Source organism: Bacillus sp. MMSF_3353, assembly GCF_030733445.1.
Classification (GTDB): Bacteria; Bacillota; Bacilli; order Bacillales; family Bacillaceae_G; genus Bacillus_A; species Bacillus_A wiedmannii.
On record NZ_JASHJA010000001.1, the window covers coordinates 844,585 to 861,134 of the forward strand.

A 16,550-nucleotide genomic window follows, 5' to 3' on the forward strand; every position below is an offset into this window, starting at 1 on the left:
ACACATTGTGTTCCCTTTTTTAAAATAAAGATGTAAGCAATTGGAGGTTCATTATGAGTAAACCGAAATATAATCGTGTCGTATTAAAGCTAAGCGGAGAAGCGTTAGCTGGCGAACAAGGATTTGGAATTAACCCGTCTGTTATTAAATCAGTTGCGGAACAAGTGAAAGAAATTGCAGAACTTGATGTAGAGGTTGCTGTTGTTGTTGGTGGCGGAAACATTTGGCGTGGAAAAATCGGAAGTGAAATGGGAATGGATCGTGCTGGAGCAGATTACATGGGTATGTTAGCAACAGTTATGAACTCATTAGCTCTTCAAGATAGCCTAGAGAACATTGGAATTCAAACTCGTGTTCAAACTTCAATCGAAATGCGTCAAGTAGCAGAGCCTTACATTCGTCGTAAAGCAATTCGTCATCTAGAGAAAAAACGTGTTGTGATCTTTGCAGCAGGTACAGGTAACCCATATTTCTCTACAGATACAACGGCAGCACTACGTGCAGCGGAAATCGAAGCAGACGTTATCTTAATGGCGAAAAACAATGTAGATGGCGTATATAATGCAGATCCATCTCTTGACCCAACAGCTACGAAATACGAAACACTTACTTACTTAGATGTATTAAAAGAAGGTTTAGGTGTAATGGATTCAACAGCTTCTTCTTTATGTATGGACAATGATATTCCATTAATTGTATTCTCGGTTATGGAAAAAGGTAACATTAAACGTGCCGTTTTAGGCGAAAATATCGGAACAGTTGTAAGGGGGAAATAAATATGGGACAACAAGTATTGAAGTCTTCAAATGAAAAAATGGAAAAAGCAGTTGCTGCTTACTCTCGTGAATTGGCAACAGTTCGCGCAGGTCGTGCAAGCTCGTCTGTATTAGATAAGGTACAAGTTGATTACTATGGTGCACCAACACCTGTTGTGCAATTAGCGAACATTACAGTTCCAGAAGCACGTTTACTTGTAATTCAACCTTATGATAAAACTTCTATCGGTGATATTGAAAAAGCAATCTTAAAAGCAGATTTAGGCTTAAATCCTTCTAATGATGGAACTGTAATTCGTATTGCATTCCCTGCATTAACAGAAGAGCGTCGTCGCGATCTTGTAAAAGTTGTGAAAAAATATGCTGAAGAAGCAAAAGTTGCTGTTCGTAACGTACGTCGTGACAGTAACGATGATCTTAAGAAGCTTGAAAAAGCTGGCGATATTACAGAAGATGATTTAAGAGGATATACTGAAGATATCCAAAAAGAAACAGATAAATATATTGCAAAAGTTGACGAAATCGCAAAAAACAAAGAAAAAGAAATCATGGAAGTGTAATAGCGATACCTTCGCAAATATGACCCTCTTCTTAAGGGGGTCTTTTTACACTTTTAGGCATACGTCTGCTTGCTGGAGGGTATGAATGATGTTTAAAAACTTTCCTTTTTTTAAAAGTAAAAAGGTCGCATCGTTTGATCATCTCGTTGAAAAAGTGAAAAAAGGATACATCCCAGAACATATTGCCATCATTATGGATGGTAATGGAAGATGGGCAAAGAGGAGAGCGATGCCTCGTATTGCGGGACATCATGAAGGCATGCAAGTTGTAAAGAAAATCACAAAATTTGCAAGCAAACTTAATGTGAAAGTGTTAACTCTTTATGCTTTTTCAACTGAGAACTGGAAAAGACCGAAAAAGGAAGTTGACTATTTAATGAGGCTTCCAGAAGAATTTCTAGGTACATTTTTACCAGAATTGATTGAAGAGAACGTACAAGTCCGAGTGATAGGACAACAAGATCGTCTTCCTACGCATACACGCAGAGCGATGGAAAAGGCCATGGAAGATACGAAAGAGAATACGGGATTAATTCTTAATTTCGCGTTAAACTATGGAAGTCGAGATGAGATCGTTTCTGCTGTGCAACATATGGTGAAAGATAGTGAGGAAGGAAAAATTCGTGTTGAAGATGTAAGTGAAGAAATGCTTTCTTCCTACTTAATGACGAGTTCTTTACCTGATCCAGAGTTGTTAATTCGTACGAGCGGAGAGCTACGTATTAGTAATTTCATGTTATGGCAAATTGCATATTCGGAGTTTTGGTTTACAGATGTGTATTGGCCAGATTTTACCGAGGAACATTTGCTAAATGCGATTACAGACTTTCAACATAGAGGGCGCAGATTCGGAGGCGTGTAGAAAGAGAGGGTTTGGTAGTGAAACAGAGAATTATTACTGGAGTGGTTGCTGCCGCGCTATTCATTCCCATCGTAATTTACGGTGGCGTGCCTTTTACGGTTTTAGTGTATGCACTTGCTTCTATAGGTTTATATGAATTAATTCGTATGAATAAGCTTACGCTTATTTCAATACCAACAGTTTTAGCTGCAGTATTATTATGGGTTATTTTAATTCCAAGCAGTGCATCAGAACTGTTTACTTGGATTGGATTAGGTAAATTAGAAATCACATTTGTGATTGTTTTATTACTTTTATCATATACAGTCCTTTCTAAGAATACATTTACTTTTGACCATGCTTCCTTTTTACTAATGGCAACAACATATGTTGCAATGGGATTCTTATATTTGAATGAAACGAGAATTTTAGGAATTAAATATGTGTTTTGCGCATTATTTGTTATATGGGCTACCGATTCAGGCGCATATTTCGTAGGGAAAGCATTAGGAAAAAGAAAATTATGGCCAGAAATTAGTCCGAATAAAACGATTGAAGGTTCATTAGGCGGCATCGTTTGTGGGATTGTTGTGGCACTTGTTTACAATATGTTCTTCCCAGTTGAGGCTAATGTAGGGATTTTAATTGTGTTGACAATTATCATTTCTATTTTTGGACAAATTGGTGATTTAGTACAATCTGCATTTAAACGTCATTATGGCGTAAAAGATTCAGGTACAATTTTACCTGGACATGGTGGTATATTAGATCGAACAGATAGTTGGTTATTTGTTTTACCAATTCTCTACTTCTTATTACAATACAATTAATAAATGAACGAGGGGTTGGAGTCATGAAAAACATTAGTTTATTAGGTGCAAGCGGATCAATTGGTACACAAACTTTAGATGTATTACGCTCGCACCCAGACCAATTCCGTCTCGTTGCTTTTTCTGTAGGGAAAAATATTGACTACGCAGTAAAGGTAATTCAAGAATTTTCTCCGCAAATTGTCTCTGTGCAAAGAGAGGAAGATGTTTTAAAATTACAAGCTGTCTCTGGTAATACAAAAATTGTATATGGTAGTGAAGGGCTTTTAGAAGTAGCATTACATCCAGATGCAGAGATTGTAGTAAATGCTGTTGTAGGTAGCGTAGGGTTGTTACCAACACTTCGTGCAATTGAGGCGAAAAAAACAATCGGAATTGCAAACAAAGAAACGTTAGTAACCGCAGGGCATCTTGTAATGGAAGCAGCACGAAAACATAATGTTTCGTTACTTCCAGTAGACAGTGAACATTCAGCTATTTTTCAATGCTTGAATGGTGAAAATGAAAAAAGAATTTCTCGACTAATTATTACGGCTTCTGGTGGAAGTTTCCGTGATAAAACGAGAGATGAATTGCATCATGTGACCGTAGAAGATGCGCTTCGACATCCAAACTGGTCAATGGGTTCGAAAATTACAATTGATTCTGCTACAATGATGAATAAGGGGCTAGAAGTAATTGAAGCACATTGGCTTTTTGGTATCCCTTATGAGCAAATCGATGTTGTTTTACATAAAGAAAGTATTATTCATTCTATGGTTGAATTTGAAGATCGTAGTGTGATGGCACAGCTTGGTTCACCTGATATGCGAGTACCAATTCAATACGCACTTACATATCCTGATCGATTACCTCTTTCAGACACAAAGCAGTTAAATTTATGGGAAATGGGAACATTGCATTTTGAGAAAATGAACCAAGAACGTTTCCGTTGTTTGCGTTTTGCGTATGAAGCTGGAAAAACAGGTGGAAGTATGCCAGCTGTAATGAATGCAGCGAATGAAGTAGCTGTTGAAGCGTTTTTACAAAAGAGAATTGGTTTCTTAACAGTGGAAGACCTCATTGAAAAAGCAATGAACCATCACAATGTCATTGCACGTCCGAGCTTAGAGGAAATTCTGGAAATTGATGCAACCACAAGACGGTTTGTGATGGAACAAATTTAGCAAAGGTGGTATGGAATTGAATACAGCGATTGCCTTTATATTAATTTTCGGTGCACTCGTATTTTTCCATGAGCTAGGGCATCTATATTTCGCAAAAAGAGCAGGTATTTTATGCCGTGAGTTTGCGATTGGTTTTGGTCCGAAAATATTCTCATTTGAAAAGAATGAAACGGTGTATACGATTCGATTACTGCCCCTTGGTGGCTATGTAAGAATGGCTGGCGAGGATGCAGACACAGTTGAGTTAAAGCCTGGAAAAAAGGTTGGCCTTGTATTAAATGAAAAAGACGAAGTTGCGAAATTAGTTTTTGATGGATATGAAAAGTATCCAAATGTTCGTGTCATTGAAGTCGAACAAGCTGATTTAGAGCATAATTTAACAATTTCGGGCTATGAAGAGTACGAGGAAGAGCTTCAAACATTCCGAGTGAATGAAAAGGCTCGTATTATTACTGCTGGTGAAGAAATACAAATTGCTCCGTATAATAGGCAATTCGGCTCCAAGAAATTGGGTCAACGTGCCTTAACAATCTTTGCAGGTCCTGCAATGAACTTCATTTTAGCATTTGTTATTTTTGTGATTCTTGGATTTGTACAAGGTGTTCCTGTTGACAAGCCAATGGTCGGAAAAGTAATGGAGAATAGTGCAGCCGAGCAAGCCGGATTAAAAGAAAATGATACAATTCAAGCAATCGATGGGAAAAACACAAGTACATGGAAAGATGTTGTTACCATTGTACGTGGAAACCCAAATAAAGAAATTACGTTACAAGTAAAGCGTGATAATGAACAGTTTAATGTAAAAGTAACGCCAACACTCGATAAAGAAGGAAAAGACGAAGTAGGTAGAATTGGTGTTTACTCTCCAGTAGAGAAAACAGTAATGGGTTCTATTAAATCAGGATTTGAACAAACATACCAATGGACAAAACTAATTTTTGATTCACTTGTGAAATTAGTAACTGGTCAATTCTCTATTAATGAGTTGTCAGGTCCAGTAGGAATTTATAATCTAACAGATCAAGTCGTAGATTATGGATTTACGCGTGTATTAAGTTTAGCAGCAGTTTTAAGTATTAACCTTGGTTTATTTAATTTACTACCAGTCCCTGCTTTAGACGGTGGACGTTTGTTCTTCTTCTTAATTGAAGCGTTACGAGGGAAACCAATTGACCGCCAAAAAGAAGGAATGGTTCACTTTATTGGTTTTGCATTATTAATGTTACTTATGTTAGTTGTAACTTGGAATGACATTCGTAAGTTTTTCTTGTAAAATAAAGTGAAACTTATAATGAAATAGAGCTCGTAGAATAAAATCCCTCACCTAACTCGAGGTGAGGGGTTTTACTGCGTGTAAGAGTAAAATGAAGAGGTGCGAATAAATGAAACAAAGTATGGTATTCAGTCCTACATTACGTGAAGTTCCAGCTGATGCGGAGATTAAGAGTCATCAGTTATTACTTCGTGCAGGTTTTATGCGTCAAAATGCTTCTGGTATTTATAGTTTTCTACCATTTGGATTAAAAGTACTACACAAAGTAGAACGTATCGTTCGAGAAGAAATGGAGCGCGCAGGAGCTGTAGAATTATTAATGCCAGCGATGCAAGCTGCAGAATTATGGCAAGAATCAGGCCGTTGGTATTCTTACGGATCTGAATTAATGCGTATGAAAGATCGTAACGCTCGTGAATTCGCATTAGGAGCGACACATGAAGAAGTAATTACGGATCTTGTACGTGATGAAGTGAAATCATATAAAAAATTACCGTTAACATTGTACCAAATTCAAACGAAATTCCGTGATGAACAAAGACCTCGTTTCGGTTTATTACGTGGAAGAGAGTTTCTAATGAAAGATGCATACTCTTTCCATGCTACACAAGAGAGTTTAGATGAAGTATACGATCGCTTATACAAAGCATACTCTAACATTTTTGCTCGTTGTGGCTTGAATTTCCGTGCAGTTATTGCTGACTCTGGAGCAATGGGCGGAAAAGATACGCATGAATTTATGGTATTATCTGAAGTTGGTGAAGATACAATTGCATACTCTGATACATCTAATTATGCAGCAAACATCGAAATGGCTCCTGTGGTAGCTACGTATACGAAGAGTGATGAAGCAGAAAAGGCACTTGAAAAAGTAGCAACATCAGATCAAAAAGCAATTGAAGAAGTATCTGCATTCTTAAACATTGAAGCTGACAAGTGCATTAAGTCTATGGTATTTAAAGTAGATGAGAAATTAGTAGTTGTACTTGTTCGTGGTGATCATGAAGTAAACGATGTAAAAGTGAAAAATGTATACGGCGCTTCAGTTGTTGAGCTTGCTTCTCATGAAGAAGTGAAAGAGTTATTAAACTGTGAAGTTGGTTCTTTAGGACCGATTGGTGTAACAGGTGATATCGAAATTATCGCAGACCATGCTGTAGCATCAATTGTTAACGGATGTTCAGGAGCGAACGAAGAAGGGTTCCATTATGTAAATGTAAATCCAGAACGTGACTTTAAAGTAAGTCAATATACAGATTTACGCTTTATTCAAGAAGGAGACCAGTCTCCAGATGGAAATGGAACAATTCTTTTCGCACGCGGAATTGAAGTTGGCCATGTATTCAAATTAGGAACTCGTTATAGTGAAGCAATGAACGCAACATTCCTAGATGAAAACGGAAAAACACAACCACTTATTATGGGTTGTTACGGTATCGGTGTATCTCGTACAGTGGCAGCAATCGCAGAGCAGTTTAATGATGAGAACGGTTTAGTTTGGCCAAAAGCTGTTGCACCGTTCCATGTGCATGTAATTCCAGTAAATATGAAATCTGATGCGCAACGTGAAATGGGTGAAAACATCTACAACTCATTACAAGAGCAAGGGTACGAAGTATTACTAGATGATCGTGCAGAACGTGCAGGTGTTAAATTTGCAGATGCAGATTTATTCGGCCTTCCAGTTCGCGTGACAGTTGGTAAAAAAGCAGACGAAGGTATTGTAGAAGTGAAAGTACGTGCTACAGGCGAGTCTGAAGAAGTGAAAGTAGAAGAACTTCAAACATATATTGCAAATATTTTAAAATAAGAAGAGGTACCTCGTAATGAGGTACCTTCTCTTTCTTTGTAAACGTATTTTGTAAAAGAAGAAGGGAGAAATCTTTCTTTGTAGTACGTTTCAATTTATAATAGCAAATGGAAGGAGAGTGCTTATGTCTTTAACAAATGAACAACAAGAGCGATTTCAAATTTTGCTCCAGCAGTTGCAAATACCAGACGACCTTATAAATCAATATTTACAAGGTGGTGGCATTGAAAGGCTCGTTATTGATAAAACGAATAAAAGTTGGCATTTTGATTTACAAGTGCCACGAATTTTGCCTACAGAATTATATGAATTGCTAGAAACAAAGCTTAAGCAATCATTTTCTCATACTGCAAGAACAACATTTGCATTAGAAACAGAGAATAAACAATTTACAGAAGAAGAAGTGAGGGCGTATTGGCCACTTTGTACGGAACGAATTACATTTTCACCTATGTTTGCTTACTTAAAAAAGCAGCTTCCGCAGGTGAATGGAGTGAAGTTGCTAATAAATGTGAATAATGAGCTGGAATCTACTGCTTTAAAGAAAAACGTTGCGAAACCAGTAGGGGATCAATACGAAACTTTTGGATTCCCGCGTTTTCAGTTAGACACACATATACAGCAAAATACAGAAGAAATGCAAAAGTTTCGTGAGCAAACGCAGCAAGAAGATCGTGAACGTGTTATACAAGCTATGGAAGAGATGGCAAAGAAGCAAGCTGAAGAAAGTAGCGTTGTGCATGAAGGACCGGTTGTACTCGGATATCTTATTAAGCCGGATGAAGAGATTACACCGATGCGAGAAATTCAAGATGAAGAAAGAAGAAAAACAGTTCAAGGGTATGTCTTCCATGTAGAAACGAAAGAGCTACGTAGTGGCCGTACGTTATTAACTTTAAAAATAACAGACTATACGGATTCAATTATGATCAAAATGTTCTCGCGTGACAAAGAAGATATTCCAATGCTGCAATCCTTGAAAAAAGGAATGTGGGTGAAAGCGCGTGGTTCTGTTCAAAATGATACATTCGTTCGAGATTTAGTAATGATTGCAAATGATATAAATGAAATAACAGGACCGTCTCGTAAAGATAAAGCGCCAGAAGGTGAAAAACGTGTAGAGCTGCATCTTCACACACCGATGAGCCAAATGGACGCTGTTACTCCTGTTTCTAGACTTGTTGCCCAAGCAGGTAAATGGGGACATGAGGCAATCGCTGTTACAGACCATGCTGTTGCGCAGTCTTTCCCAGAGGCATATTCTGCGGGTAAAAAGGCTGGGGTTAAAGTTATATATGGTGTAGAGGCGAATTTAGTTAATGATGGTGTACCGATTGCATATAACGAAGCGCATCGTTTACTTGCAGAGGAAACTTATGTTGTTTTCGACGTTGAGACGACAGGTTTATCAGCTGTATATGATACTGTTATCGAGTTAGCGGCTGTAAAAGTAAAAGGTGGCGAAATTATTGACCGCTTTGAATCTTTCGCAAATCCACATCAACCATTATCTGCGACGATTATTGAATTAACAGGTATTACAGATGATATGTTAACGGATGCACCAGAAGTGGACGAAGTGTTTAAAAAGTTTGAAGAATGGATGGGCGACCATACACTTGTTGCTCATAACGCAAGTTTTGATATGGGCTTTATTAACGTAGGTTTTAAAAAGGCTGGACTAGAAAAAACGAATAATCCTGTTATTGATACGTTAGAACTTGCAAGATTCTTATTCCCGGAAATGAAAAACCATCGATTAAATACGATGTGTAAAAAGCTTGATATTGAATTAACGCAACATCACCGTGCGATTTATGATACAGAAGCAACAGGGTACTTACTTGTGAAAATGTTAAAAGATGTGATTGAAAAGGGATTTGAATATCACGATCAATTAAATGATAGCATGGGGCAAGGGGATGCGTATAAGCGTGGACGTCCAAGTCATATGACGTTACTTGCGACATCAGATGTAGGGTTGAAAAATTTATATAAACTTGTTTCCTATTCTCACCTAAATTACTTTTACCGTGTACCACGAGTACCAAGGTCACTATTAAAAAAATATCGTGAAGGAATTTTAGTAGGAACGGCTTGTGATAAAGGTGAAGTGTTTGAGGCGATGATGCAAAAAGCTCCTGAAGAGGTAGAAGAAATTGCGCAGTTCTATGATTACATTGAAGTAATGCCTCCAGAGGTGTTACGTCATTTAGTAGAGCGTGAACTTGTTCGAGATGAGGGACAATTAAAAACAATTATTTCTAACTTAGTAAAACTAGGTGAGACGTTAGATAAACCAGTTGTTGCTACAGGAAACGTGCATTATATAGATCCAGAGGATGCAATGTATCGCAAGATTTTAGTCAGTTCGCAGGGCGGAGCCAATCCGTTAAACCGACATTCATTACCACCTGTACATTTCCGTACAACGGATGAAATGTTAGAGTGTTTTTCATTCTTAGGTGAAGACGTAGCGAAAGAAATTGTTGTAACGAATACACAAAAGATTGCATCATTAATTGGTGATGTTCATCCAGTGAAAGATGATCTATATACACCGAAAATTGAAGGTGCAGATGATGAGACGCGTGATATGAGTTATAAAATGGCGCGTAGCATTTATGGTGAAGAGTTACCTGAAATTGTAGAAGCGCGTTTAGAAAAAGAATTAAAAAGTATTATTGGGCATGGATTTGCCGTAATTTATTTAATTTCACATAAGCTTGTGAAAAAATCGTTAGTAGACGGATATTTAGTAGGTTCGCGTGGATCGGTAGGTTCATCATTCGTTGCAACGATGATGGAAATTACAGAAGTAAACCCATTACCACCACACTATGTATGTCCGAAGTGTAAGCAATCAGAATTCTTTAATGATGGTTCTGTAGGTTCTGGTTTTGACTTGCCGGATAAAGAATGTCCTGCATGTAATGTTCCATACGTGAAAGATGGACATGATATTCCGTTCGAAACGTTCCTTGGATTTAAAGGAGATAAGGTACCCGATATCGATCTGAACTTCTCCGGGGAATACCAACCACGTGCCCATAACTATACGAAAGTACTGTTCGGTGAAGATTATGTATACCGTGCGGGTACAATAGGTACAGTTGCGGAAAAAACGGCTTATGGATATGTAAAAGGTTATGCAAATGATCATAATTTAACGATTCGAAATGCAGAGATTGACCGCTTAGTAGCAGGATGTACGGGCGTAAAACGTACAACCGGACAGCATCCAGGTGGTATTATCGTTGTGCCAGATTACATGGATATCTTTGATTTCTCACCAATTCAGTTTCCGGCAGATTCAATAGGGGCTGAGTGGAGAACGACACACTTTGATTTCCACTCCATTCATGATAATTTATTGAAACTTGATATACTAGGACACGATGATCCTACTGTTATTCGTATGTTACAAGATTTAAGTGGTATTGATCCGAAAACAATCCCAACAGACGATCCGGAAGTAATGAAAATTTTCTCAGGCCCGGAATCGTTAGGGGTAACGGAAGAACAAATTAACTGTAAAACAGGTACACTTGGTATACCAGAGTTTGGTACGAAATTCGTAAGGCAGATGTTAGAAGAGACGAAACCTACGACATTCTCTGAGTTAGTCCAAATCTCTGGACTATCGCATGGTACAGACGTATGGCTTGGTAATGCAAACGAGTTAATTTATAACGGTACATGTACGCTGAGTGAAGTTATCGGTTGTCGTGATGACATCATGGTATATTTAATCTATCAAGGTTTAGACCCATCATTAGCCTTCAAAATCATGGAGTCAGTTCGTAAAGGTAAAGGTGTACCGGAAGAATGGGAAGATGACATGAAAAGTAATAATGTACCAGGTTGGTATATTGATTCATGTAAGAAAATAAAGTACATGTTCCCTAAAGCCCATGCGGCTGCTTACGTACTTATGGCTGTACGTATTGCATACTTTAAAGTACATTTCGCGCTTCTATTCTATGCGGCATACTTTACAGTTCGTGCAGATGACTTTGATGTAGAGGCGATGGCGAAAGGTTCAGCATCTATACGTGTAAGAATTGATGAAATTGCGCAAAAAGGTTTGGATGCAGCGCCGAAAGAGAAAAGTTTATTAACAGTACTAGAAATGACACTTGAAATGTGTGAGCGTGGATACTCATTCCAAAAGGTTGATTTATACCGTTCGCATGCAACAGAATTTATTATTGATGGGGATACTTTAATTCCTCCATTTAATGCAGTGCCTGGACTTGGTACAAATGCAGCTTTAAGTATTGTAGAAGCACGCAAAAATGGAGATTTCTTATCAAAAGAAGATTTACAGCAGCGCAGTAAGGTTTCGAAAACAATTATTGAGTATTTAGATAGTCAAGGTTGCTTAGGCGATCTACCTGATCAAAACCAGTTATCACTGTTCTAATAGGTAGGAAAATTCTTTGCAAATCAACATTTGCTATGGTATACTATTAACCGAGATAACCATGTCATGTATATTGTGTAAAAAAAAGAGTGGGGAAACCCACTCTTTCGTGTTACTATCTACGTTTTATTGATGTGGAGAGGTAAGAAATTTCTGTCGTATATACATATTTTGTTACAAGTTTTACTTCTTAAATTTGGTAATACTAAGACAGATATTCCCTGCTTAACGGCAGGGGCTTTTGTTAGCTAACGAGAAAGAATAAGATGGACCGTTTTTATGGACGGGGTCTTTTCTTGTAAATGGTACATGGCGGCAGGAAGGAGGCTGTTTATGGATAAGAAAGTCACAGAAGTTGTAGAAGCATTTGCGCAGCCAATCGTTGAAGAGTTAAATCTTGAACTTGTAGATGTAGAGTATGTGCAAGAAGGACAAGACTGGTTCTTACGCGTATTCATCGATTCTGAAAAGGGAGTCGACATTGAAGAATGCGGTGCGGTAAGTGAACGTTTAAGCGAAGCTTTAGATAAAGAGGATCCAATTCCTCATCTTTACTTTTTGGATGTATCATCTCCTGGAGCGGAACGCCCATTAAAGAAAGAGAAAGACTTCCAGCAAGCGGTAGGAAAACAAGTGGCAATTAAAACATATGAGCCGATTGATGGTGAAAAAATGTTTGAAGGAAAGCTACTTTCCTACGATGGTACTACAATTACATTATTATTAACAATTAAAACACGTAAAAAAGAAATCCAAATTTCAATGGATAAAGTTGCAAATGCGCGACTTGCTGTTACGTTTTAGTTAGAAGGGGGATCTTCATGAGCACTGAGTTGTTAGATGCCTTGCTCGTATTAGAGTCAGAAAAAGGAATTAGCAAAGATATTATTATTGATGCGATTGAAGCAGCGTTAATCTCTGCTTATAAACGCAATTTTAACCAAGCACAAAACGTTCGTGTGAGCTTTAACCCAGAAGTGGGAACAATTCAAGTTTTAGCACGTAAAGACGTTGTTGATAATGTGTTTGATCCACGTCTTGAAATTTCTGTTGAAGAAGCAAGACAAATTAATCCAAACTATCAAGATGGTGACGTACTAGAGATTGAAGTAACACCAAAAGATTTCGGTCGTATTGCAGCACAAACTGCAAAACAGGTTGTAACACAACGAGTGCGCGAAGCAGAGCGTGGTGTTATTTACTCTGAGTTTAGTGACCGTGAAGAAGATATCATGGTGGGTATCGTACAACGTCAAGATGCTCGTTTCATCTATGTAAGCTTAGGGAAAGTAGAAGCTTTACTACCTGTAAGTGAGCAAATGCCAAACGAACAGTACAAACCACATGATCGTATTCGCGTATTCATTACGAAAGTAGAAAAAACAACGAAAGGACCACAAATTTACGTATCACGTACACATCCTGGTCTTTTAAAACGTTTATTCGAAATGGAAGTTCCTGAAATTTATGATGGAACTGTTGAAATTCGTTCTGTAGCACGCGAAGCAGGCGATCGCTCTAAAATTTCTGTACATGCAGAGAACATTGATGTTGATCCAGTAGGTTCTTGTGTAGGACCGAAAGGACAACGTGTACAACGCATTGTAGACGAACTAAAAGGCGAAAAGATTGACATCGTTCGCTGGTCAAATGATCCAGTAGAATATGTTGCAAATGCTTTAAGCCCATCACAAGTTGTTAAAGTGCTTGTAGATGAAGAAGAAAAAGCAACAACAGTTGTTGTTCCAGACCACCAACTGTCATTAGCTATTGGTAAGCGTGGACAAAATGCACGTCTTGCAGCTAAATTAACAGGTTGGAAAATTGATATTAAGAGTGAGTCTGATGCGAAACAACTTGGTATTGTAACAGAAGAAGATAGCGTAATCGCATTCGGATTCGATTCAGTTGAAGACGAAATCGAATAGAGGTGATGAGTATGAGCAATCGAAAAGTTCCGTTACGAAAATGTGTTGCAACGCAAGAAATGAAATCAAAACGAGAGCTCGTTCGCATTGTTCGTTCCAAAGAGGGAGAAGTGTCCATTGATTTAACTGGAAAGAAATCAGGACGAGGTGCTTATTTATCAAAAGATAAAGAAAGTATTCTTCAAGCCCAAAAGAAAAATGTTTTGGAACATCATCTAAAAGCGAAAATCGACGGTTCTCTATACGAAGAGCTTCTTGAGCTTGTTGAGAAGGAGTCGAAATAAGTGTCCGATTGGAAATCGTTTTTAGGACTAGCAAACCGGGCTCGGAAAATTATTTCGGGTGAAGAACTTGTTTTAAAAGAAGTACGAAGTGGCAAAGCAAAACTTGTATTGCTATCTGAAGATGCGTCAGCAAATACTACAAAACGTATCACGGATAAAGCGACGTATTACAACGTACCAATGAGAAAGGTCGAAAATCGACAACAATTAGGGCATGCGATTGGGAGAGACGAGCGAGTCGTTGTAGCTGTGTTAGATGAGGGCTTTGCGAAAAAGCTGCGTAGCATGCTCGATACAAATTACCGGGGGTGAAGGTATGAGTAAAATTCGAGTGCATGAATATGCAAAACAACATAATATCTCAAGTAAAGATCTTATGACAAAACTAAAAGAAATGAATATCGAGGTTTCGAATCATATGACAATGTTAGAAGATGAAGTAGTAAATAAATTAGATAATGCGTATCAAACTGAAAAACCTTCTGTTGCAGATGAGTTTGAAGTAGAAGAAAAAGTTGTTCGTAGTAAAAAGAACAGCAATAAGAAAAAGAAAAAAGGCAAAGGAAATGAAGACAAACGTCAAGATAACTTTGCTGGAAGACAACAAACACAAACTGTAGAAACACCAGATAAAGTTACTTTCTCTGGAAGTCTTACAGTAGGTGAGCTTGCTAAAAAATTAAGCAAAGAGCCATCTGAAATTATTAAGAAGCTCTTTATGCTTGGAATTATGGCAACAATTAACCAAGACTTAGATAAAGATACAATTGAGTTAATTGCTACTGATTATGGTATTGAAGTAGAAGAAGAAGTAGTTGTAAGTGAAACTGAATTTGAAACATTCATCGATGAGCAAGATGATGAAGAGAACTTAAAAGAGCGTCCAGCTGTAGTTACAATTATGGGGCACGTTGACCATGGTAAAACAACTTTACTTGACTCTATCCGTAATTCAAAAGTAACTGCAGGCGAAGCAGGTGGAATTACTCAGCATATTGGTGCATACCAAGTTGAAGTAAATGACAAGAAGATTACATTCTTAGATACGCCTGGTCACGCGGCATTTACAACGATGCGTGCTCGTGGTGCGCAAGTAACGGATATTACAATCCTTGTTGTTGCAGCTGATGACGGTGTTATGCCACAAACAGTTGAAGCAATTAGCCATGCGAAAGCAGCTGGAGTACCAATTATTGTAGCTGTGAATAAAATGGATAAACCAGCGGCAAATCCTGATCGTGTAATGCAAGAATTAACAGAATATGAATTAGTTCCAGAAGCTTGGGGCGGAGATACAATTTTCGTACCAATTTCTGCAATTCAAGGTGAAGGAATTGACAACTTATTAGAAATGATTCTTCTTGTAAGTGAAGTAGAAGAATATAAAGCAAATCCAAACCGCTATGCAACTGGTACTGTAATCGAAGCACAGCTTGATAAAGGTAAAGGAACTATCGCGACATTACTTGTTCAAAACGGTACACTTCGAGTTGGAGATCCAATCGTTGTTGGTACTTCATTCGGACGTGTTCGTGCAATGGTAAGTGATATTGGTCGTCGTGTAAAAGTTGCTGGTCCATCAACTCCTGTTGAAATTACAGGTTTAAACGAAGTACCACAAGCGGGAGATCGTTTCATGGCATTCGCTGATGAGAAGAAAGCTCGTCAAATCGGTGAATCACGTGCACAAGAAGCGTTACTTGCTCAGCGTGGTGAAAAATCTAAATTAAGCCTTGAAGATTTATTCCAACAAATCCAAGAAGGCGATGTAAAAGAAATTAACTTAATTGTGAAAGCAGACGTACAAGGTTCTGTAGAAGCAATGGCAGCGTCACTTCGTAAAATTGATGTTGAAGGTGTTAAAGTTAAAATTATCCATACAGGCGTAGGTGCGATTACAGAATCTGATGTTATTTTAGCTTCTGCATCTAATGCAATTGTAATTGGATTTAACGTACGCCCTGATGTGAATGCGAAGCGTACAGCTGAATTAGAGAATGTTGATGTTCGTTTACACCGTATTATCTATAAAGTAATCGAAGAAATCGAATCAGCAATGCAAGGTATGCTGGATCCAGAATTCGAAGAAAAAGTAATCGGTCAAGCGGAAGTACGCCAAACATTCAAAGTAACAAAAGTTGGAACAATCGCAGGTTGTTACGTAATTGACGGTAAAATTACACGTGATAGTGGCGTGCGTATTATCCGTGATGGCGTAGTAATTTTCGAAGGACAACTTGATACGTTAAAACGTTTCAAAGATGACGTAAAAGAAGTTGCACAAAACTATGAGTGTGGTATTACAATTGAGAGATATAATGATCTTAAAGAAGGGGACATCATTGAAGCGTACATTATGGAAGAAGTGAAGCGATGATTATCGCTTCACTCTCATTCGAGTGTATGATTTACGATGTGCATTCTTTAAAAGAGAAACGAGCAATTTTGCAACGGGTGCTAACTCGTGTGAAGCAGCGTTATAATGTAGCTGTTTCAGAAGTAGGGCATCAAGATGTATGGCAACGTACAGAAATTGCAATTGTTTCTGTATCCTCTAATCGTGTTATTTGTGAAAAAGAAATGAATCGTGTACTCGAGTACATCGATTCATTTCCTGAAATTGAACGTACAATAACACAATTGGAATGGTATTGAA

Annotated in this window: 14 protein-coding genes; all 14 read left to right on the plus strand. The window is 38.0% G+C overall.

From position 1 onward, the window contains the following. The first annotated feature begins 53 nt into the window (after positions 1 to 53). The 14 genes from pyrH (at position 54) to RBB48_RS04695 (ending at position 16,549) form a co-directional block, all read left to right on the plus strand. On the plus strand, positions 54 to 776 hold the full coding sequence (gene pyrH, locus RBB48_RS04630; RefSeq protein WP_000042666.1) for a UMP kinase: 723 nt from the start codon (positions 54 to 56) through the stop codon (positions 774 to 776). Positions 777 to 778: 2 nt separating this feature from the next. Continuing rightward, a complete protein-coding gene (frr, locus tag RBB48_RS04635; RefSeq protein WP_000531506.1) occupies positions 779 to 1,336 on the plus strand; it encodes a ribosome recycling factor in 558 nt (185 codons plus the stop codon). Positions 1,337 to 1,421: 85 nt separating this feature from the next. After that, entirely contained in the window at positions 1,422 to 2,198 is a 777-nt protein-coding gene (gene uppS / locus RBB48_RS04640; RefSeq protein WP_000971311.1) for an undecaprenyl pyrophosphate synthase, read from the plus strand. Positions 2,199 to 2,215: 17 nt separating this feature from the next. Then, positions 2,216 to 3,007 (plus strand): phosphatidate cytidylyltransferase, encoded by a 792-nt coding sequence (gene cdsA, locus RBB48_RS04645; protein ID WP_048545995.1) that lies wholly within the window; start codon positions 2,216 to 2,218, stop codon positions 3,005 to 3,007. Between the two features lie 23 nt (positions 3,008 to 3,030). Beyond that, entirely contained in the window at positions 3,031 to 4,173 is a 1,143-nt protein-coding gene (dxr, locus tag RBB48_RS04650; RefSeq protein WP_000790363.1) for a 1-deoxy-D-xylulose-5-phosphate reductoisomerase, read from the plus strand. A 16-nt stretch (positions 4,174 to 4,189) separates the two neighbouring features. Next, positions 4,190 to 5,446 (plus strand): RIP metalloprotease RseP, encoded by a 1,257-nt coding sequence (gene rseP, locus RBB48_RS04655; RefSeq protein ID WP_060488431.1) that lies wholly within the window; start codon positions 4,190 to 4,192, stop codon positions 5,444 to 5,446. A gap of 109 nt (positions 5,447 to 5,555) precedes the next feature. Next, the gene (locus RBB48_RS04660) at positions 5,556 to 7,256 is read left to right on the plus strand and encodes a proline--tRNA ligase (RefSeq protein ID WP_060488432.1); all 1,701 of its coding nucleotides are present in this window, start codon (positions 5,556 to 5,558) and stop codon (positions 7,254 to 7,256) included. A gap of 124 nt (positions 7,257 to 7,380) precedes the next feature. Next, entirely contained in the window at positions 7,381 to 11,682 is a 4,302-nt protein-coding gene (locus RBB48_RS04665; RefSeq protein WP_306007429.1) for a PolC-type DNA polymerase III, read from the plus strand. A gap of 333 nt (positions 11,683 to 12,015) precedes the next feature. After that, positions 12,016 to 12,486, plus strand: a complete 471-nt coding sequence (rimP, locus tag RBB48_RS04670; protein WP_000359099.1) for a ribosome maturation factor RimP — start codon at positions 12,016 to 12,018, stop codon at positions 12,484 to 12,486. Between the two features lie 17 nt (positions 12,487 to 12,503). Beyond that, complete coding sequence (gene nusA, locus RBB48_RS04675; RefSeq protein ID WP_000102596.1) at positions 12,504 to 13,610, plus strand: transcription termination factor NusA; 1,107 nt, start codon at positions 12,504 to 12,506, stop codon at positions 13,608 to 13,610. Between the two features lie 11 nt (positions 13,611 to 13,621). Then, positions 13,622 to 13,894 (plus strand): RNase P modulator RnpM, encoded by a 273-nt coding sequence (rnpM, locus tag RBB48_RS04680; RefSeq protein ID WP_000071127.1) that lies wholly within the window; start codon positions 13,622 to 13,624, stop codon positions 13,892 to 13,894. Beyond that, the gene (locus tag RBB48_RS04685) at positions 13,895 to 14,206 is read left to right on the plus strand and encodes a YlxQ family RNA-binding protein (protein ID WP_001286521.1); all 312 of its coding nucleotides are present in this window, start codon (positions 13,895 to 13,897) and stop codon (positions 14,204 to 14,206) included. Positions 14,207 to 14,210: 4 nt separating this feature from the next. Continuing rightward, the gene (gene infB / locus RBB48_RS04690; RefSeq protein WP_000036353.1) at positions 14,211 to 16,271 is read left to right on the plus strand and encodes a translation initiation factor IF-2; all 2,061 of its coding nucleotides are present in this window, start codon (positions 14,211 to 14,213) and stop codon (positions 16,269 to 16,271) included. Next, positions 16,268 to 16,549 carry a DUF503 domain-containing protein gene (locus RBB48_RS04695; protein ID WP_000582364.1) on the plus strand — a complete coding sequence of 94 codons (282 nt, stop codon included), beginning with the start codon at positions 16,268 to 16,270 and terminating at the stop codon, positions 16,547 to 16,549. The genes infB and RBB48_RS04695 overlap by 4 nt, the downstream gene beginning before the upstream one ends. Position 16,550: the final 1 nt, after the last annotated feature.